Below are 16,321 nucleotides of genomic sequence, written 5' to 3' on the forward strand. Positions count from 1 at the left end.
ATTTTAGTGGAAGAAGATAAAAGAGGACGAGTAACCAGTATATTTATGACTACTTTTTTGGGAATATTGCCTTTTGGTAATTTATTTTTCGGAGGATTAGCAAATTATATTGGCGTTGCTAATTCCTTATCATTTGGTGGTGTTTGTTGTATTTTGGGAACGTATTTTTTTGCTAGACAAATATCAAATATTAGAAAAGTGATAAACCCAATATATCAAAAAATGGGATTACTTTCTTAATGAGGCTTTAGCACTTGTTTATAAGCAGATTTCCGACTTCTGACTAAACAAAAGAATTTGGGTATTTTATCACTTCACCTAAATTTTTACCTTTCTTAGTGAGTATTCAGCCATTAAGTAGGTGAACACAATAAAACCAAACTGTGTAAAGAAACGTAAAATCGCCCAAACCCTCTTCACTCTTTCCTCTTGCCTTTTGCCTTGCCATAACAGGTATTTTATTTGATATAACCTAAAGCCATAGCACCATAACCAATTAAACTACTACCTAAAACTAGCCAAGCAGCATTGATGCGGTAGCGAGTAATCAAAACTGTGGAGATGAGTGCGATCGCTATCCCCAGAATATCTACATAGGGTGGTTTTGCTATTTTTAAAGTAGCTATTCCCAGTTGCAAGGCAGCTACTACCATCAGTGCTACAGCGCTGGCATTCACAGCATCTAAAAATGATCTTGTCCAAGCAGAACTGCGTAAACGGGGAATAATCGGATTTAAGGCAGCAACGAAGAGAAAAGATGGTAGGAAAATACCAATGGTAGCTACTATGGCACCAGGTACACCAGCTAAGACATAGCCGATAAAGGTGGCAGTAGACAGCACTGGACCAGGGGTAAATTGACCAATAGCGATCGCATCTAGTAACTGCTGTTGTGTTAACCAGCCATATTCTTGAACTAATCCCCCTTGCAAAAATGCAATTAACACATAGCCACCACCAAACAAAACACTACCAACTTTCAGAAAAAACCAACCTAATTGCCATAAAGGAATAGATGTACCTGCCATAGCACTAACTGTAGATGTTGTCTGTAAAGTTGCGCCTGTAGTTAAGACAGCAATCAATAAGTTAGGTTTATTTCCTGGTGGTTTGTCTTGATTTCTAGGATGTAACCAAATCATACCTAGTAATCCCCCAAACAATAAGGCAATTACTTCATTCACTTGCCGAATTAATATCAATAGTCCTACAGCTATAGCAATAATCAGTAATTGATGGTTTTTAACCGCTTTTTTTGCTAACCCCCAGAGGGCATTGACAATAACCGCTAAAACAGCAGGTTTGATACCATAAAGTAAAGGTGCAATTTGAGGTAGACTACCATAATTAACATAAATCCAGGCAAATATACCTGTTATTAAAACCGCAGGTAATATAAAACAAACACCTGAGACAATCAACCCTGCCCATCCTGCATAAATATATCCCACATGAATTGCCATTTCAGTGGAATTGGGACCAGGAATCAAATTGGTTGCACCTAATAAATCGAGAAAATGGTCTTGTGTCAACCACCGACGACGCTTCACTACTTCATCTTCAATCATGGCAATATGGGCAACTGGTCCACCAAAGCCAATAACACCTAGTTTAAAAAAGAGTATAGCTATTTCACACAACCGACTAAATAATAAGTTGTACTGCATAATTTGCGTAATCTACATTGAAAATGTAAAGGTCAACTTACGTTGACCTCTACTTGTTTTATAGCAATTACCATTCAAGTGAGGTACAAGAAGAAAGAATTAACGTATCGGCTCAATAAATAGGGGTAACAGAGGAAAATAAGTGCAACGAGGTACACAGAGTGTAGTGTGTTAATTCTGTGAATCCTTTACCCGTAAGACTTCATGCAAGTTCCGTGTCAGAAATATTTGCGGATTTAAGGTTTCAGGCTTTCAGGGATTCTTTTTTCTATCACACTTTCTGCATGAAGGAAATTTCTGGTTTGTCTGTCAAAATTAACACACTACGAGTAAGTGACTTAACTATTATACCGTAATTTTGTATTTATTTAGATTAAACCCAATCGACAGCATTCATTCATCGAGGTAGTTCTCGGAAATAAAGCCTTGCAAAAATGTATATTTATCCAGTAACTCTATCAACTTACCGTAGTTTTTACTTGCGGATTGGGAGAGGCTGTGGCATAATCTAGTCAATAACCCCGGTATTCCGACCAAGTTACCGTAGTTTAAGAATTTAAATTTTGCTGTAAGGAATTCATCATGCTTAAAGATGGACAAGGGCTGTTAGTGACAACAGGTTCAGCCGAAGCGATCGCTGCTATTAACCGTTTTATTGATCAATCCCTTGCTTATGGTAAAGATGCAAAAACAGCGATTTTAGAAGCAGTTGAAGCTGATCCGAATTGTGCTTTAGCTAATGCTTATGCAGCCGCTTATCATCTGAGTCAAGAAAGTACAAAAGATTGGCAACAGGCACAACCATATTTGCAAGTCGCACAAAGAAATTTAGGCAAAATTACTGCCAGAGAACAGTTATACGTAGAAGCAATTTTAGCTTGGGCAAATCAAGAGATTGATGTAGGAATAGCCCTTCATGAAGAGATTACCAATCAATTTCCCACTGATTTAATTTCCGTGCAGCAGGGGCAATATCACTATTTTTATACAGGTAATAAAGAAAAATTACTAGAAATTGCCCAAAAAGTTTTACCTAACAATCCCCAACAACATTATCTATATGGGATGGTGGCCTTTGGCTTAGAACAATGTCACCAATTACCAGCAGCAGAAAAAATGGCACTTGAGGCAATAGCGTTAAATAGATATGATCCTTGGGCGCATCATGCTATTGGTCATGTAATGGAAACCCAAGGAAGAACCCAGGAGGGAATAATTTGGATGGAGAATTTTGCATATACCTGGGACAACTGTAACTCTATGCTTTATACCCACAACTGGTGGCATATAGCACTGTATTATTGGCAATTAGAAAACTACGAAAAGGTTCTGAAAATCTACGATGAGCATATTTGGCAACGTGCTAACAAACAATCTCCCAAAGACCAAGTAGGGGCAATTTCCATGTTATTACGGCTAGAATTACGTGGGGTAGATGTAGGCAACCGTTGGCAAGATATCAGTCCTTATCTTTACAGTCGCATTGATGAACACGCATTACCATTCCAGGATTTGCATTATGTCTATGCCCTTGCCAAAGCTGGACACAATAACTGGGTAAAAGAAATGCTTCAAAGTATGGAACATCACGCCTTGAGTATTAATCCCTTTCTTGGCAGGAGTTGGGTAAAGATAGCAATTCCCGCAGCTAAGGGCATGGTAGCTCATGCTCAAGGTGATTTCCAGACAACTGTTAACGAACTCAAATTTGTATTATCGCGGTTGCATGAGATTGGGGGAAGTCATGCACAGCGAGTATTATTTGCAGAAATTTATCAAGATGCTCTCTTGTACGAACAAAGGCAGCATCAAATTTATCTTATTAGTGCTTAGAATCTTATGGGATGGGCATACTACGGCAAGCTCAGTACAAGTCTTGCCCGTCCCTATATTATTGGCACTGATTAAGTACCCGATAATCCTCTAACTTCACTGCATCAAAACGCTTAACACTAAATTGTTTCATAATTTCTTGCAACTGAGCATCTGGTTGGAGTAGAGCCAATTGCATTTGCTGAATCAAAGAGATACCTAAATGCCGCGCTGTTACCAATGGTGGCATCGGAGAAGGTCCAATTATTTGCACCACACGTAAATGGTGTGATAATTCAGGAAAATCCCGTAATTCTTGTTCTAATACAACACTATCAATGGCTGCACAATCAGCCAGTCCTTCAACTACCCAACGAATAGAACGTTGATGAGAACCTGATTCTAAAGATTTTCCCCAGAAATTGGGTGAATATTTTTCTTGACTCAACCACCGCCAAAGTAAATGATAACCACTATTAGAACCAGAGTCGTTATAGCAAAAAGTTTTCCCTGATAAATCAGCAAACTTCTGAATATTGCTATCAGTCTTAACAATCACATCTGCATAGTATACAGGACAATCACCATATCGAGATGATTGCATCACAGGCGCAACTAATGTCTGTAATTGATTTGGTGCTATTTGACTATAACGAATTAGTGGTAATCCACAAATAAAAGCCAAGTCTATTTGGTCTTTAAATAATAGAGTGTCTTTTAAGGGGTCGTATTTACTTTGATGTAGTGCAATTTCTACTTGTAAAACACGACCTAAATAAGCTGTAATCTCCTGATATAGTCCAAAATAATTAGGAGCTAAATAAGATACAGCCTGTAATTTTGTAATCTTAGTCATTCTTTTTTTTAAACACTGCTATTTTGGAAAATTTTAATTAGCTTTTGCCTAGAATAATGAATATATAAAAAACTGAGACTAGCAAAAGCAAGCAGCATGATTTTGAAAACTATTATATAAGGATGAATATACCACCATGTCCCCTTAAATAAGGATACTCCTAGTTCTGATACCTTCCCTGAAAAATGAGGATATGCTTTTTGATGGATCTGAATATTAATGTCTTGGGCTAATGTCATGATAAATTCTCTTGTCAATAAAAAACTAAAGCACAGCAACTCGATAGGCTTACTGTAGATTATATCAAAAAAATCTGGTTTTCCTATTTTGACGAATAAAAATTCCTAATAACCAGCAGTTTTATCTACCACATTTCGCAAAGGTTTTCCTTGACGATAACGGGTTAAATTATCCAGAAATAGGGCAAGTGTTCTCTCTTTAACTCTAGGAGTATTTCCAGAACAATGGGGTGTAATAAACACATTTGGCAATGTCCACAAGGGACTTTCTGCTGGTAATGGTTCAGTAAATACTGTATCTAAAGCCGCACCAGCAATCCAGCCTTCCTGTAAAGCTGTAGTCAGTGCTGATTCATCAACAATTGCCCCTCGTGCAATATTAATTAAATAGGAATCTGGACGGAATAAACGCAGAGTTTCCAAATCAATTAAGCCCTTTGTTTCCGGCGTTAAAGGAGTAGCAATTACCACAAATTCTGATTCTGGCAGTAGTTGTTTCCATTCATTTGCACCCACTACTTTATCAAAGTTTGGTAATGGTCTTGCATTACGAGAACTGCCAAAAATCCGCATTCCAAATGCTTTAGCACGAACCGCAATTTCTTGACCAATACCACCCGCACCAATAATTAATAAAGTTTTATCTGTTAATTCTTGAATTGGTAAACCCCTTTGCCAATTACGTTCAGAGTGTTGCTTATACAGACTTGGTAATTGCTTACTATAAGCAAGTAAATAAGTAATCACAAATTCGGAAATAGGAATAGCATGGACACCCGCACCGTTAGTTAGAATCAAATCCCGTTCTAAATATTTGGGTGTCAAAATATGATTTACACCGGCATTTGGGGCATGGTGCCAACGCAGTAAAGGCGCAGCATCTAATACTCGATGTAAAGTAGTAGGTTTGAGATAAAACCAACTAAAATAAACTTCTGCATCTGTGGCATCACCATCTATATTACCCTCACTATCTACACGCAATACAATAGTATTTTTAGGTAAATGAGGCTCAATTTTATGGGCAATTTCTACAGGTAAAATGAGTTTCATAATAACTCCGATTATTTTTGATACTCTAAGTAGTGAGACAGAATTAATTACACAATATCATTGCGTAAGCGTTGCGTGGCGTTAGCCATATGGAACGAAGTGAAGGGAAGCAATCGCAAGGGTTGTGATTGCTTCCCTTCGCTCGCAATGACTGTAAATATTTTTGTCCAATTACTTATTTCATCTTCTGCAATAATTGATATGTTGAATCTTGTTTAGCTGTAGTTGTGAGAGATTTTCCCCAACCGATATTTTTGCGATAACTGCCTAAAAGTTGAGCTTCTGCTAATGATTGTTCGTTAATTCCCGTTAATGGTTCTACATCCGGTGAAACATATAGCGCATCCACTGGACAATACAATTCACACATAAAACAGGTTTGACAATCGCTTTGTCTCGCAATTCTTGGAGGTGCATTTGGTACTTTGTCAAATACATTTGTTGGGCAAACTTTAACACAGAGATTACATTGAATGCACCGGGATTCACTAACTAATTCAATCATAATAAAAAACCAAAATTAATATTGATGTAGGTTGGGTTATACCAATTTTATGTGAGGCTGCACATAATCCTGAAATCCCTTGATTAATCCATCTTTATCTGTGTTCATCTGCGTCCATCTGCGTTCAATTCAAGTTGTAATCATGTTGGGTTTCCTTGCGTCAACCCAACCTACAATTAAACAGTTACAAGTTCTTTTGCTTTTGTATCCTGGATAGGTGCAGCTTTTACCCAAACTTGATCCAAACCACCACTAATTAAATGATGTTGTTGGTTAGTATCCTGTTGTGGATAATCTAAATGTTTGTGCATTCCGCGTGTTTCTTTGCGTTCCAAGGCACTGCTATACATCCATCTGGCTGTCGCTACCATTCCCGCAGCTTCCCTTGTGCGGACAATATTACTATTATCTGCACCTTGACTATTGCGAATTTCATCCCAGAGAGAATGTAATCTTTGCAATGATTCCGTTAAAGTTTGTTCATTACGGAAATAATTGTGATTGTATGGGAAAACTTCCGCCTGAGTAGCTTTGATGATGTCTTCACTGTGAATTTGTTTTTCACTACCAGAGATAAATCCTACACCACCTACAGCTTGAACTGGTCTTTGGTTGGCTTGCACACCTAAATTATGGGAGTATGTAGCCGCAGACTGTCCTGCCCAATACCCTGAAGATAGTGCCCAAGCGGCATTATGACTACCACCACCAGTAAAACCACCACAAATTAATTCCCTTGTGGCTGCGTCACCAGCAGCATAGAGTCCACGCACAGAAGTAGCACAAGTATAATCGGTAATTCTAATCCCACCTGTACCCCGAACAGTTCCCTCTAAACGCAGAGTCACAGGGAAACGTTGAGTAAAGGGATCAATACCTGCACGATCAAAAGGTAGGAAGAAATTGGGTTGAGATAAACGCATTGTCACCCGCATTTCTGCTGATGCTTTGTCTATAATGGCGTAAACAGGCTGAGTTAGCAAAGTTTCGGCAATGACAGAACGCCCTTTTTGCGAACCAGCGCCGGGGATAGGTGTCCCATCTTCGTAGGTGAAAGTTGCCCAATTATAGAATAAGGTTTTGGTGACAGAAGAAAAAGCAGGTGCGATGCCATAGGCGTTGGAAAATTCCATTCCTGACATATCTGCACCGGCTTCGGCTGCCATCAGGTATCCATCCCCTGTTAGCACATTGCAACCCAAGGCTTTACTCAAGAAAGCACAGCCTCCGGTAGCAATGATCACTGAATGCGATCGCACAACCCACTTTTCACCAGTCTGACGGTTAACTCCTGTCGCCCCAGCTACAGCCCCTTCTGCATCTACTAACAACTGTAAAGCCGGACTGTGATCTAAAATTTTCACCCCTGCCCGTTTTACTTGTTGTCGCATCAAACGCATATATTCTGGACCCTGGAGACTGCGCCGATAGGGTTTACCATCTTCATCTGTAGGGAAAGGATAACCCCAGTCAGCTAGTTGGTTGACATTCGCATAAGTTTGATCTAGTACCCGCTGCATCCAATCACGGCTAGATAAAAATCCGCCTAAAGCTTCTCTAGAAGCCATTGCAGCTTCTCGACCGTCGGGTTCGGGTGCAACATACCATACACCGTTACCTGATGCGGCAGCACAGCCACTTGTACCACAATAGCCTTTATCTACTAAAACCACTTTTGCACCAGCATTAGCCGCACTCCACGCTGACCAAGTTCCAGCCGGTCCGCCCCCAATTACTAATACATCAGCTAATAAGGTTTGATCAACATCGCTATCTTGGGAAAATAATTGTTTTTGAGTCATGGAAATTCCTCTTTTTTGTAACATTAATTTATTGAAAAATCGTAGGTTGGGTTGACGTAAGGAAACCCAACATTTTCAGAATTTTGTTGGGTTGCGCTGTCGCTTAACCCAACCTACGCAGTAGCTTAAACTCCTGGTGTAGTTCCACCATCAACTTGAATTTCTGCACCAGTGATAGAAGCAGCTAAATCAGAAACTTCGAAGAAAGAAGCAAAGTTGTAGATTTTTAATTTTTATTAATAGCATTTCCTAGTCTAATGAAGTACAAAATTATCTGCGTTTATCTGCGTCCATCTGCGTTTGATTATTAACGCTTGTACCTGACTTGAATGGGAATTGCTATATGCGCCAAAGCCTACAACTTAATTTTGTCTAGCTGCAAATTTTTCTAATAGAAATTGCTTGAGATGTGGCTGTTCTAAATTAATGCCCAATTCATTAGCTTTTTGAGCAATTTGTTCATAAGTTAAACCTGCTTGAATTGCTTCTGCAATTAAGGCTATTCCTCCCGCTCTTGCACCACCAGCACAGTGAATTAAAATTGGTTTAGACAAATTCTCAACAGCTTTAATTGCTTCTGCTGTTAATTCTTGATTTGGTGCTTGAGAATTTAAGGGAATATTTGCATATTCTAATCCTACAATTTGTGCTTCTTGCTTTTCATCATGGAAAAAACCATTTTCATCAGAAGAACGTAAATTTAAAACTGATTTAAAACCTCCTATTGCCAATTGTTTTAATTCCTTGGATGAAATTTGTCCAGCGATACTCAAATCATCATTAACCTTTTTTAAATCAGTCATTTCGATTCCTCTTTGAATGAAATAAAATTAATAAATAGATGCTAAAACCTTATCTGCGGCGGCTCGTAATGCGGTTGCAGCACCAGCACTCATATCTCGTGGCGCACAAATTCTATTTCTCACATAAGCCAGTGTAATAGCCCCTGTAGCCGCGATAATGGGATCTATACTTTCTTTTCCACCAGTTCTTCCTCCTAGTAATAGTTCGTTATTACCATTAAGGAGATAATCAGCTAATAGTCTGAGGTGAAAATCAACAACTTCTTTAATTATCGAGATATCACCTAAAGATTGAACTCCAGAATTTTTGAGAATATCGCCAATAGCAACTTCTCGATTATCACTTAATCTTTCTGCTGCTTCAGCCCGATATTCAATAAATTCAGCATCAAATAAATCTAAAGGTAAGGGATTACCAATAGGTTCTACGCCAAATCTACGGCGTAAAAGTAAATTATTAGTAATATTGTCTGATTTAACTCGGTTGTAAGCAGGACGTTTTTTAAGTGCTGCAAACCAAATATTAATGAGAGGAAAGCGAGGATTTTCTTTGATGTGATATCCTCTATATACTGGTAAATTAGCCGCCAATCTATCTAAATGGGGACTATACATAATATCTACCAGGCTAAATGTTGATAAAAAATAGGGTTTTGAATATCTACCCAAAGTTTTTTCTATTTCATCTAATTTAGCTTCAAATTCTGCCCGTAAATTTGCTAATTCTTTGGCATCTTCTGGAGGTTGTCTCAAAAATTTGTAGGCAATATCCCGAAAACCATTAGTTTCTGCATCTTCAACCCATTGTCTGGCTAGAGCATTTTCTTCTGAATTTTCAGGTAACAACGTTTCGCCAAAGTGTTCTTCCAATTCTAAAAGAATGTCTTTAGATTCATAAACTAACTTGCCTTCAATTTTAGCAGCAGGTACAAGGGTTGTTGGTACTAAATCTGTGTACCATTTCGGTTTATTACTCAGATCAATAAATTCTGTTTCAAAGGGAATTTGTTTTTCTTCTAAGGCAAACCAAACTCTTTCACAAAAAGGACACCAAGAGTTACTATCTCTATATAACAATACCGATGGGTTTTTCTCCGGGGGAAGTTTATGTAAACCACTAGGAATAGGAGCAGTAGAAGGTGCTTGTCCTGGTCTTTTGACTCGACGGGCGGAGGTATTTTGTCGAGCTTTTTCTAATAATTGATCCCAAGTGAATATGGTAGTGCTTGCAATAGCCATTTCTTACCTTGCCTTATTTGGAACGCCAGAAAATACAAATAATTTTTCTTCTTTGGGTGTAGGTAGATTTTCACCTAAATAACGATGAATCCCTAAAGTTCCTAATAAATCTCGCCCATCACCAGCGCAAGCACTAACCACTCGAATAGTACCAGTTGGGGAGTTATCCAAACTGTAGGAAATATATTCCCGCACGATTTCTAGTCGTTGCTGCAATTTTGCTTCGCTATTGTAAAGATCGTGCCATTCTAACCAATCTTTTGGCATAAAAGAAGATTCCCGATTGCTAAAAATTCAGATTCTCAACAGTGTCTTTCATCACTATAACATAAAAATACGGTAAGTCTATCAAAAAACCGTAGATTAAATATAAACACAGACTACCATATCAATTTGGAAAAAATCAAGTAGTTAGATAATTAGGTTCTTCGGTTATTTTTATGGAAACCCTGGTTCAAAATCATTGAAAGCCCTATTGTGTAGGCATTTCATTGAAAATATGGAAATAATTGTTTATAACCCTTGTCCCGTAAGGGTTTTGTTATCATCAATCCTCAATCACGGCGTTGCTGATTAAGGGTATGAATTTTAGTCTCACGCAAAGGCGCAAAGACGCACTGAGGTTTGAGTTTTAAAGGTTCAATTTGGGAATTTCATACCTCAATTCAGCAACGCCCAATCCTCAATCACCATAAAAGAGACGCAAGAGCCGATAATTATTTATCTAGTAATGCAAAAGATGATTAAGTTGCTTCAATTGACTAACTTGCAATAAATCTACATTTCCACCACTGATAATTACGCCAATTCTCGCACCCGGTGCTTTAAATACACCTTCTAATAATGCTGTTGCGGCTACAACTCCGGTAGGTTCAACAACGATTTTTAAGCGTTCCCAAATCAAGAACATGGTGCGAATTATGCCTGCATCAGATACTGTCACCATATCATCTACGTATCGCAGGACTAGGGGAAAGGTGATTTTACCCAAACTGGGAGTTCGTACACCATCAGCAATGGTATGGGGATTATGGACAATTTGCAGGGTTTTGGTATAAAAGGAACGAGTAGCATCATCGGCTAATTCCGGTTCTACACCGATTATTTTACAATTAGGTAAAACCGCTTTTGTCGCAACTGCACAACCAGAAATTAACCCACCACCACCGCAACATACTAATAAGTAGTCTAGTTGTCCTACTTCTTGAATTAGTTCTAATGCAGTTGTACCTTGTCCAGCAATTATATGACGATGATCATAGGGGGGAATTAAAGTTAATTGGCGTTCTGCTGCGAGATTTTTGGTTAATTCTTCCCGGTTAGTTGTGTCACGGTTGTACAAAATGACTTCAGCACCATAGCCGCGAGTAGCAGTTTGTTTGACTATCGGTGCATCATCAGGCATAACTACAATTGTGGGAATATTGAGTAATTTGCCAGCAAGAGCGATCGCTTGTCCATGATTTCCCGAAGAATAGGTAATTACCCCTTTGATTTTTTGCTTGGCTGATAATTGGACTAAGGCATTATAAGCACCACGAAACTTAAATGCTCCTGTCCGTTGAAAGTTTTCACATTTAAAAAATACTTGGCTTTGAGTCAGTTGATTGACGGTATCAGAGGTAATTACTGGTGTTTGATGAGCAATACCTAAAAGCCTTTTTTGTGCTGCTTCTACATCAGTAATAGTAACAGAATCAGATAATAACATTGTTTCTCATAAAGTAACTCTCACTATCATTAATAAGTAAGTGGGCGTTAAAAAATATAATACAAACCTAACCCCCCACCCCCCTTCCCTACCCCTTCCCTACCAGGGAAGGGGGAGTCAAAGTCTCTCCAGTATCAAGATTTATTCCTTTTCCCTCTCCTACAAGGAGAGGGTTAGGGAGAGGTTTTATATTTAATTGTGTCAAGCTACTTATTAAGTGAGGTGAGAATCCCGCTTTGTATTTTTTACAAAATCTGGTTAAGGGGCTGGATTAGGATAACGAGTGTGAATTGCATCTATTTCTGCAAAAATCTCTTTATCTAAAACCACATTGATACTATCTATATTTTCCTGCAATTGTGTCAAAGTTGTGGCGCCAATAATTGTACTTTTCACAAACCAGCGACTTTTAACAAATGCGATCGCTAATTGAGCAGGTGAGAGATTATACTTTTTAGCAATCTCCACATAAGCCTTAACCGCTTCTTGGACATTGGGTTTTAAATACCGTTGTCCAAAACCTGGAAATAGAGTTATTCTCGTATTTTCTAATTGTTGGTTTTCGATATACTTACCAGTCAAAAACCCAAAACCCAGGGGACTGTAAGCCAATAAACCCACATCTGTATAACGATAAACTTCAGCTAAACCTGATTCAAAATTACGATTTAATAAATTGTAAGCATTTTGAGTAGTGACAACTTTAGGTAATCCCAAATCATTAGCAATGCGAACAAACTCGCTCACCCCCCAAGGCGTTTCATTACTTAAACCCAAATAGCGAATCTTCCCCGCTTTAATTACATCAGCAAACGCCTGTAACTGTTCCGCAATAGCCACAGTTTCCCTTTCTAATTCTGGATTATAACTTGTCTGTCCAAATGTAGGAACATAACGATCAGGCCAATGAATTTGATACAAATCTATATAATCAGTTTGTAATCTCTGCAAACTATCATTTACCGCTTGTGTAATATTCTCACGGTCAACTTTATTATTTCCACCTCTCAACCAGGAAAAAGGACGACCAGGACCGGCAATTTTAGTAGCAACTATCAGTTGATCTCGTTGCTGTCTCTTCAACCATTCACCAATATAAGCCTCAGTTTTTCCTTGGGTTTCACCACGAGGAGGGACGGGATACATTTCCGCCGCATCCAGGAAATTTATCCCTTGAGCTACAGCATAGTCAAGTTGCTCATGCGCTTCTTCAATACTATTTTGATGTCCATAGGTCATAGTTCCCAAGCAAATCTCGGAAACTTTGAGGTCGCTTGCACCAAGTTGGTTGTATTCCATAATGTTTAAATGATTCTCCTCATTTCATTTTGCTACAAAAACTAAAAATATGACTATTGCCTTAAACTACACTAAATCTATTGATTTAGCGGAGTTAATGGGTGAAAACGTATACTATCATACACAATTGAAATATACAACCTTTTGTAGCAATTAATTTAAAATTATAAAAAATGTATCCACCAATACTCAAATTCTAGATTTTTTGTGAGATGCTGCTATTCATCAAAGATTAACTACAGTAAGCTGACCGATATACCGTATTTTACTAAATCAGGTAATTTAGTCATTACTATAGTCTTTAATCTCATTACGAATAAAAAACTAGTCTAAATAGACCTGTGACAGGAAAATTCTCTCTGAGAATTTCCCTTCTTTTCCTTGTGCTGCGAACTCCTAGCCCGGATTTCGTACTGAATCAAATTCTTTGTGTGTGTGGGGTTATCAATCAAAATGAAAAAAAATACTGGGAATTTATTGCTTACTTTGCCAATATCTGTAGTCCTGTTAGTCTTAGCAGCTAGTACAAAAACTCTTGCCAATGAAATAGGAGGAGAAAATGAGACAATCGGTAAAGAGACCTTATCACCCGTCAGCATAATTCCTGAATCTGACAAAGTTGCTCAAATAATTGCCCAAAAAGAACCTTCTTCTTCATCTGAGGAGTCACAACTTACATCTGTATCCCAGCTTTCAGATGTCCAACCAAGTGACTGGGCGTATGAGGCATTAAAATCCCTCATAGAACGTTATGATTGTTTGGTGGGTTCTGATACCAAATATCGTGGTAATCGGGCTTTGACTCGCTACGAATTTGCCGCAGGATTAAACGCTTGCTTAGACCAAGTAAATAAACTTATTGCCTCATCTACATCTGATTTGGCTCTAAAAACAGATTTGGAAACCATACAGCGACTAAATGAAGAATTTAATGCCGAACTTACTGTATTACGCGGAAGATTAGACACAATAGAAGCACGAACCACAGAATTAGAAGCTAATCGATTTTCAACAACAACTAAGCTACAAGGTGAAGCTCAGTTTGTAGTTGGCGGAGTTTTAGCAGGTAATAACGTCGTCACCAAACAACCCGCACCCCGCACCATTACATTTTCAGAGCGAGTTCGTTTAATATTGAATACCAGTTTTACTGGGAAGGATCAACTACGGTTAACATTATCAGGTGGAAACATTAACTCATTAGGTGGAGTACCTAATCCTAGAGGAACTGGAACAGGACTTAGCACAAATAATCCCACTGGGGGAATTTTTGGTACATTTGACAGTAGAACTGCCGATAATGCCAGTCCTAGTTTTGGAGCTAATCAGATTGTTCTTGGCGGTATTCGTTATCGTTTTCCAGTTGGTAAAAAGACCCAATTCAACATTTTTGCCCAATCTGACGGAGCAAACGAGATTGGTTTAAGTGGTCCAACAAACCCATTTGAAGGGTCAGCTTCTAACGGGATTTCTCGGTTTTCCCGGCGGAATATGGTCTATAACTATGGAGATACAGGTCCAGGAGTTGCCATACTCCACGACCTAAATAAACAGTTTCAATTAGGATTATCATATAGTGCGCCTAATGGTGATAATCCTGCGCCTAATAATGGCTTATTTACAGGTAGATATGTAGCATTTGGACAGGTAACATACTTTAGCCCCAAAAAGAATTTCCGGCTAGGTTTGAGTTACGCTAACACCTATAGTCCAGCGGGTACTTTAGGTCAAGGGGGAACAAACTTTGGTCCGGCTGCGGGGAGTAACCTAGCAAACAGCACTATTTCAACTAACCCAGCCAACGCAGCTAGGGGCATTGTTGATAAAGGCACAGTAGGAAATCTTTATGGACTTGGGGCATTATATAAACTTAATCCCCGACTAGCAATCAATAGTTTTGTTGGTTATTCAGCCCATCGTTATTTGGGACAAGGAGATGGTCAAGTCTGGAACTGGGGAGTAGGACTAACATCTCCCGATTTAGGGAAAAAAGGTAGCATAGGAGCTATTTTTGTGGGTGTAGCACCAACACTAACTGCACTCAGTAAAAATGTAGATTTGGGAGCGGGTAAAGGTCAAGCCGACAAAGATACCTCTCTGCACGTTGAGGGATGGTATCAATATAAACTTACTGACAATATTGAAGTTACACCTGGATTCATTTGGGTGACAGCACCAAATTCCGATACTACCAATCCTGGTAGTGTGGTGGGTTGGCTGCGTACCACCTTCAGATTTTAACGCATAAATCAGGATTTACAAGATTTGAAGATTTGCAAGATTTCATACTTATTAAAATTCTCGAATCCTGTTAATCCTTAAATCTTGGACATCCTGATTCAGACATTTTCATCCTGTTAATCCTTTAATCCTGGACATCCTGATTCTGACATTTTCATAATCATTTTTCTGCAAGTTATGACTAACCCAACTGAATTATTTAATCATCGTTATGGTAATAGTAACTTCAATCCAGATATTCCCTGGAGTGACACCTTAGAAACTCTGTTATCCCATCGTTCAATTCGTGCTTATTTACCTGATGCTTTACCACCAGGAACATTAGAAGTTTTAATTGCTGCTGCTCAATCTGCTTCTACTTCTTCCAACCTCCAGACTTGGAGTGTAGTAGCAGTTGAAGATGCAAATCGCAAAGAAGAATTATCAAAACTAACTAATAATCAAGCACATATTCGCCAATGTCCTCTCTTTTTAGTATGGTTAGGAGATTTAGCTAGACTCACAAACATTGCCGAAAATCGTGGACTACCTCATGAAGGTTTAGATTATTTGGAAATGTTTTTAATGGCGGCTATAGATGCTGCATTAGCAGCACAAAATGCGGTAGTCGCAGCAGAATCTATTGGATTGGGAACTGTGTATATCGGTGCATTACGAAATAAACCAGAAGATGTAGCCAAAATTTTGAATTTACCACCTCATGTAGTTGCTGTTTTTGGTTTATGTGTGGGCTATGCTGATCCTGTTGTCAAGGTGGCAATTAAACCACGTTTACCACAATCAGTGGTAGTACATCGAGAAACATATCAACTTGCAGAACAAGAGCAAGGCATATCAGAATATAACCAAATCATGGCAAATTTTTACAATTCACAACACATGAATATTCCTGGTGATTGGTCGGAACATTCTAGTAAAAGAGTAGCATCGGCTGAATCATTATCTGGTCGGCATAGATTAAAAGAAATTCTGAATAATTTGGGGTTTAAATTACAATAATTAACTTTTGTAACAAGAATATAAATCACAAGAATTTGTTAACAAATAGTCAAAAATAAATTTTTCCTATTGTTTGATGTCAGCAATTAATATAT

At 38.5% G+C, this 16,321-nt stretch carries 14 protein-coding genes and 1 pseudogene; 4 read left to right on the forward strand and 11 right to left on the reverse strand.

Translation table 11 applies throughout. The features are described from left to right. Positions 1-240, forward strand: a pseudogene (locus IQ228_RS07770) (MFS transporter); the annotation flags it as partial. A gap of 218 nt (positions 241-458) precedes the next feature. Here IQ228_RS07770 and chrA read toward each other — a convergent pair. After that, positions 459-1,667: a chromate efflux transporter gene (gene chrA, locus IQ228_RS07775; protein ID WP_193962556.1), complete on the reverse strand. Its 1,209-nt coding sequence runs from the start codon at positions 1,665-1,667 to the stop codon at positions 459-461. Positions 1,668-2,249: 582 nt separating this feature from the next. Between chrA and IQ228_RS07780 the strand changes: the two genes are divergently transcribed. Beyond that, entirely contained in the window at positions 2,250-3,500 is a 1,251-nt protein-coding gene (locus IQ228_RS07780; RefSeq protein WP_193962557.1) for a tetratricopeptide repeat protein, read from the forward strand. Between the two features lie 58 nt (positions 3,501-3,558). Here the strand turns inward: IQ228_RS07780 and IQ228_RS07785 are convergent, their stop codons facing one another. The 10 genes from IQ228_RS07785 to IQ228_RS07830 form a co-directional block, all read right to left on the reverse strand. Further along, a complete protein-coding gene (locus tag IQ228_RS07785) occupies positions 3,559-4,335 on the reverse strand; it encodes a phosphate/phosphite/phosphonate ABC transporter substrate-binding protein (RefSeq protein ID WP_027401219.1) in 777 nt (258 codons plus the stop codon). An 8-nt stretch (positions 4,336-4,343) separates the two neighbouring features. Continuing rightward, entirely contained in the window at positions 4,344-4,574 is a 231-nt protein-coding gene (locus tag IQ228_RS07790; protein WP_193962558.1) for a hypothetical protein, read from the reverse strand. A gap of 105 nt (positions 4,575-4,679) precedes the next feature. Continuing rightward, positions 4,680-5,627 carry a D-2-hydroxyacid dehydrogenase gene (locus IQ228_RS07795; protein WP_193962559.1) on the reverse strand — a complete coding sequence of 316 codons (948 nt, stop codon included), beginning with the start codon at positions 5,625-5,627 and terminating at the stop codon, positions 4,680-4,682. A 175-nt stretch (positions 5,628-5,802) separates the two neighbouring features. After that, the gene (locus IQ228_RS07800) at positions 5,803-6,132 is read right to left on the reverse strand and encodes a ferredoxin family protein (RefSeq protein ID WP_193962560.1); all 330 of its coding nucleotides are present in this window, start codon (positions 6,130-6,132) and stop codon (positions 5,803-5,805) included. A 176-nt stretch (positions 6,133-6,308) separates the two neighbouring features. Next, on the reverse strand, positions 6,309-7,934 hold the full coding sequence (locus IQ228_RS07805) for an FAD-dependent oxidoreductase (protein ID WP_193962561.1): 1,626 nt from the start codon (positions 7,932-7,934) through the stop codon (positions 6,309-6,311). A gap of 362 nt (positions 7,935-8,296) precedes the next feature. Beyond that, the gene (locus IQ228_RS07810) at positions 8,297-8,737 is read right to left on the reverse strand and encodes a beta-lactamase hydrolase domain-containing protein (RefSeq protein WP_027401214.1); all 441 of its coding nucleotides are present in this window, start codon (positions 8,735-8,737) and stop codon (positions 8,297-8,299) included. 27 nt (positions 8,738-8,764) lie between these two features. After that, positions 8,765-9,976: a glutathione S-transferase family protein gene (locus tag IQ228_RS07815; protein WP_193962562.1), complete on the reverse strand. Its 1,212-nt coding sequence runs from the start codon at positions 9,974-9,976 to the stop codon at positions 8,765-8,767. A gap of 3 nt (positions 9,977-9,979) precedes the next feature. Continuing rightward, complete coding sequence (locus tag IQ228_RS07820; protein WP_193962563.1) at positions 9,980-10,243, reverse strand: hypothetical protein; 264 nt, start codon at positions 10,241-10,243, stop codon at positions 9,980-9,982. Positions 10,244-10,700: 457 nt separating this feature from the next. Beyond that, a complete protein-coding gene (locus tag IQ228_RS07825; RefSeq protein WP_193962564.1) occupies positions 10,701-11,687 on the reverse strand; it encodes a threo-3-hydroxy-L-aspartate ammonia-lyase in 987 nt (328 codons plus the stop codon). A gap of 258 nt (positions 11,688-11,945) precedes the next feature. Continuing rightward, a complete protein-coding gene (locus IQ228_RS07830) occupies positions 11,946-12,986 on the reverse strand; it encodes an NADP(H)-dependent aldo-keto reductase (protein ID WP_193962565.1) in 1,041 nt (346 codons plus the stop codon). 453 nt (positions 12,987-13,439) lie between these two features. Between IQ228_RS07830 and IQ228_RS07835 the strand changes: the two genes are divergently transcribed. Together IQ228_RS07835 and IQ228_RS07840 are read left to right on the forward strand one after the other, a co-directional pair. Then, positions 13,440-15,227 carry an iron uptake porin gene (locus tag IQ228_RS07835; protein ID WP_193962566.1) on the forward strand — a complete coding sequence of 596 codons (1,788 nt, stop codon included), beginning with the start codon at positions 13,440-13,442 and terminating at the stop codon, positions 15,225-15,227. Between the two features lie 177 nt (positions 15,228-15,404). Continuing rightward, positions 15,405-16,226 carry an NADPH-dependent oxidoreductase gene (locus tag IQ228_RS07840; protein ID WP_193962567.1) on the forward strand — a complete coding sequence of 274 codons (822 nt, stop codon included), beginning with the start codon at positions 15,405-15,407 and terminating at the stop codon, positions 16,224-16,226. The last annotated feature ends 95 nt before the right edge of the window (positions 16,227-16,321 follow it).

It is taken from the genome of Dolichospermum sp. LEGE 00246 (genome assembly GCF_015207865.1).
GTDB lineage: Bacteria > Cyanobacteriota > Cyanobacteriia > Cyanobacteriales > Nostocaceae > Dolichospermum > Dolichospermum heterosporum.

Bases quoted from the DNA above. Each gene is read 5' to 3' on its own strand.
- IQ228_RS07815 (WP_193962562.1), bottom strand. From the start codon at position 9,976: ATGGCTATTGCAAGCACTACCATATTCACTTGGGATCAATTATTAGAA.
- IQ228_RS07830 (WP_193962565.1), bottom strand. From the start codon at position 12,986: ATGGAATACAACCAACTTGGTGCAAGCGACCTCAAAGTTTCCGAGATT.
- IQ228_RS07780 (WP_193962557.1), top strand. From the start codon at position 2,250: ATGCTTAAAGATGGACAAGGGCTGTTAGTGACAACAGGTTCAGCCGAA.
- IQ228_RS07790 (WP_193962558.1), bottom strand. From the start codon at position 4,574: ATGACATTAGCCCAAGACATTAATATTCAGATCCATCAAAAAGCATAT.
- IQ228_RS07820 (WP_193962563.1), bottom strand. From the start codon at position 10,243: ATGCCAAAAGATTGGTTAGAATGGCACGATCTTTACAATAGCGAAGCA.
- IQ228_RS07835 (WP_193962566.1), top strand. From the start codon at position 13,440: ATGAAAAAAAATACTGGGAATTTATTGCTTACTTTGCCAATATCTGTA.
- IQ228_RS07800 (WP_193962560.1), bottom strand. From the start codon at position 6,132: ATGATTGAATTAGTTAGTGAATCCCGGTGCATTCAATGTAATCTCTGT.
- IQ228_RS07840 (WP_193962567.1), top strand. From the start codon at position 15,405: ATGACTAACCCAACTGAATTATTTAATCATCGTTATGGTAATAGTAAC.
- IQ228_RS07785 (WP_027401219.1), bottom strand. From the start codon at position 4,335: ATGACTAAGATTACAAAATTACAGGCTGTATCTTATTTAGCTCCTAAT.
- IQ228_RS07810 (WP_027401214.1), bottom strand. From the start codon at position 8,737: ATGACTGATTTAAAAAAGGTTAATGATGATTTGAGTATCGCTGGACAA.
- IQ228_RS07805 (WP_193962561.1), bottom strand. From the start codon at position 7,934: ATGACTCAAAAACAATTATTTTCCCAAGATAGCGATGTTGATCAAACC.
- IQ228_RS07825 (WP_193962564.1), bottom strand. From the start codon at position 11,687: ATGTTATTATCTGATTCTGTTACTATTACTGATGTAGAAGCAGCACAA.
- IQ228_RS07795 (WP_193962559.1), bottom strand. From the start codon at position 5,627: ATGAAACTCATTTTACCTGTAGAAATTGCCCATAAAATTGAGCCTCAT.
- chrA (WP_193962556.1), bottom strand. From the start codon at position 1,667: ATGCAGTACAACTTATTATTTAGTCGGTTGTGTGAAATAGCTATACTC.